2 protein-coding genes are annotated in these 3,170 nt (G+C 71.1%); one reads left to right on the top strand and one right to left on the bottom strand.

Going from position 1 to position 3,170, the window contains the following annotated elements; translation table 11 throughout:
• On the bottom strand, positions 1–511 hold a 511-nt coding region (locus GPA_RS04255; protein ID WP_231847564.1), incomplete at its 3' end, for an RNA polymerase sigma factor.
• A 297-nt stretch (positions 512–808) separates the two neighbouring features.
• On the opposite strand from GPA_RS04255, the gene recJ reads away from it, so the two are divergent.
• Positions 809–3,170 (top strand): single-stranded-DNA-specific exonuclease RecJ (recJ, locus tag GPA_RS04250; RefSeq protein WP_041240058.1); only part of this gene is annotated, 2,362 nt, incomplete at its 3' end.

Genomic DNA, 3,170 nt, shown 5'->3' with positions numbered 1-3,170 from the left:
CGGCCTTCAGGTGCTTGCGGGCGCGGTGCAGGCGCGTGCGCGCGGTGGAAGGGCGGCATCCCACGAGGGCGGCCGCCTCGTCGGTGGAATAGCCCTCCACGTAGTGCAGGTGCACCACGGCGCGCAGGTCGGGCGGGAGGGCGCCGATGGCGTTCCAGATGTCGGATTCCAGCAGGTCGGGAGCCTCGACGGCCAGGGCCGCATGGCGTTCTGCAAGCGGCTCGTTGCGGCGTTTCCATCCCGAGCGCCCGATGTCGCGGCAACGGTTGATGGTCACGCGCAGCAGCCACGCCTTCAGGTGCTCGTCGTCGTTGAACGCCGTGCGGTCCTTGAGCAGGCGGACGAACACGTCTTGGAACACGTCCTCGGCGTCGGAGGCGTCGCGCAGCTGGCTCAGCGCCAGCCGCAGCACCGTGTCGCCCCAGCGGTGCATGGCATCCTCGAGGAACGCATCGGAGCGCAGGCCGTCGGCGTCCGCCGAGTCGCGGCTGCAGGGGATATGTTCGGGCATGGGTTTCACCTCCTCGACCATAACACGAACGAAGCGCCGCGATTGTTCGCGGTGGGGGAAATCGTGTCGGCGCACCCTCCGCGGGCAGACGCCGATCGTGCAGATGCGGCCGCGACCGCCCGGCGGCAGCGGGGGCGCCCTCGGCGAGAACAACCCGTCGCCCGTCGGCCGAGGGCGCTCTCCGCACGCCCTCCGTTTTCTTCTCGTGCACGCTTCGTTCCCTGCGGTGACAGCTCGCGCCGATTGTGGGACAATGGGACGTGAAATATTACTCTTCGCATGTGAGGTATGAGCGCCATGTCTGCCCAGTTCAACATCAAAGCGGCCGACCCCGCCGCCGTCTCGCGCATCGAGCGCGGGCTGGGGCTTCCGCGTTTCGTGGCCGCGACGCTCGTCGCGCGCGGCATCTCCGAGCCTTCCGAGGTCCGCGCCTTCCTGGAGCCCTCGCTCGACCGCGACTGGCTCGACCCCTACACCATACCCGGCCTGTCCGAGGTGGCGGACGCGTTGGAGCAGGTCATGCGCGCCGACGGCCGCATCCTCGTGTTCGGCGACTTCGACCTCGACGGCATCTCGGCCACGTCCGTGCTCACGCGCGGCCTGCGTGCGCTCGGCGCCCACGCCGACCCGTTCATCCCGCGGCGCTTCGAGGAAGGCTACGGCCTGACCGAGGCCGCCTTCGCGCGCGCCCGCACGCTCAACCCCGACTTCATCGTCACGGTGGACTGCGGCATCGCCTGCAAGGCGGAGGCGGCCGCCATCGTGGCCGCCGGCGTGGGCCTGGCCGTCACCGACCACCACGAGCCGGTCGACCTCGTGCCCGAGGACGTGCCCGTGGCCGACCCGAAGTGCGACGAGAATTGCGAGAGCGCCATCCTGGCTGGCGTGGGCGTGGCCTTGAAGCTCGTGCAGGTGCTGGGCGGCCGCTTCGGCTACCCGCACCTGTGGCGGAGCTACACCGACCTGGCCACGCTCGGCACGGTGGCCGACCTCATGCCCATGCGCGGCGAGAACCGCGCGCTCGTGTCCGACGGCATCCGCCGCATGAACAGCGCCCCGCGCCCCTGCATCGCGGCGCTGCTGGGCTCGAGCGGCGCGGCCGACAAGCCCGTCTCCGCCACGAACCTCAGCTTCTCGCTCATTCCGCGCCTCAACGCCGCCGGACGCATGGGCGACGCGCAGCTGGCGCTCGACCTGCTCATGACCGACGACTTCGACGCCGCCTGCCGCCTGGCGGCCGAGCTCGAGGCCGTGAACGACCAGCGCCGCACCATCGAGGCCGAGCTCTCCGAGATAGCGAAGGCCCAGGCTGCCGACGTCTACCGTGGCCAGCGCGCGCTCGTGGTGTCGGGCGACGGCTGGCACGAGGGCGTGAAGGGCATCGTGGCCAGCCGCCTGGTGAACACCTACGGCGTGCCCAGCCTGCTGTTCACCATAACCGGCGACGAGGCGCGCGGCTCGGGCCGCAGCGTGGGCCAGGTGAACCTGTTCAAGGCCGTGGAGGCCGCATCCGACCTGGTCACGCGTTTTGGCGGGCATGAGGCCGCCGTGGGCGTCACCCTGCCCACGGCCAACCTGCCGGAGTTCGAGCGCCGCCTGTGCGCCTACATGGACGAGCTGCCCGAGGGCGCGTTCCACCCGCTCATCGAGATTGACGCCTGCGTCGCGCTCGGCGAGCTCACGCTGGAGAACGTGGAGAAGCTGGACACGCTCGCCCCCTTCGGCCAGGAGAACCCCGTGCCGTGCTTCCTCGCGCGCGACGTCACCCTCGCGAACTGCCGCGCGGTGGGCGCGGAGAAGAACCACTTCTCGTGCGCGCTTTCCGACGGACGCAACACGGTGGCCGGCATCATGTTCCACTGCACGGACATCGAGGCGCTCATGCACACCGACAGCGTGGTCAACGCCGCGTTCGAGGTGCAGATAGACGAATGGCGCGGCCGCCGCTCGGTGAAGGCCATGCTGCAGTCGCTCGCCCCCGCGCGCACGTGCTGTGCGCTCGAGGCGTGCCTCGACCCGGTGGAGCGCTCGTTCGTGGCCGACCTGTACGCCACGAGCGATGCGGAGCTCTGCGCCGACGTGGCCCACAACCCCGAGGACATCGAGGCCTACGAGGCGGCCCGCGCCGCGCGGCGCGCCGAGTGGGAGCGCCGTGCGCACGAGGACCCGGCGGGCCTCGAGGCCGACATCGTGCGGGCCATCATCGGGGACGGCTCACTCCATGCGTCGCAGCGCACCGTGCTCGACTGCCTGGACGCGGGCCGCTCGGTGCTGGCCGTCATGGCCACGGGACGCGGCAAGTCGCTCCTGTTCCAGGTGCATGCTGCCGAGCGCGCCCTGCGCGAGGGCACGGCCAGCCTGTTCGTGTACCCGCTGCGCGCGCTGATCGCCGACCAGGCGTTCCACCTGAACGAGGCGCTGGAGCCCTTCGGCATCGCCGTGGCGGTGCTCACGGGCGAGAGCACGCCCGAAGAGCGCCGCCAGACGTTCGCAGGGCTTGCGGACGGCTCGGTGGACATCGTGCTCACCACGCCCGAGTTCCTGGGCTACCACGCCGGGGAGTTCGCGCGCCCGGGCCGCGTGGGCTTCGTGGTGGTGGACGAGGCGCACCACATCGGCCTGGCCCGCGCGGGACAGCGCCCCGCCTATGCCGCCATCG

The organism is Gordonibacter pamelaeae 7-10-1-b, from assembly GCF_000210055.1.
Classification (GTDB): domain Bacteria; phylum Actinomycetota; class Coriobacteriia; order Coriobacteriales; family Eggerthellaceae; genus Gordonibacter; species Gordonibacter pamelaeae.
The sequence above is the reverse complement of the archived record's forward strand: the minus strand, read 5'-3'. Positions and strand labels throughout refer to the sequence as shown.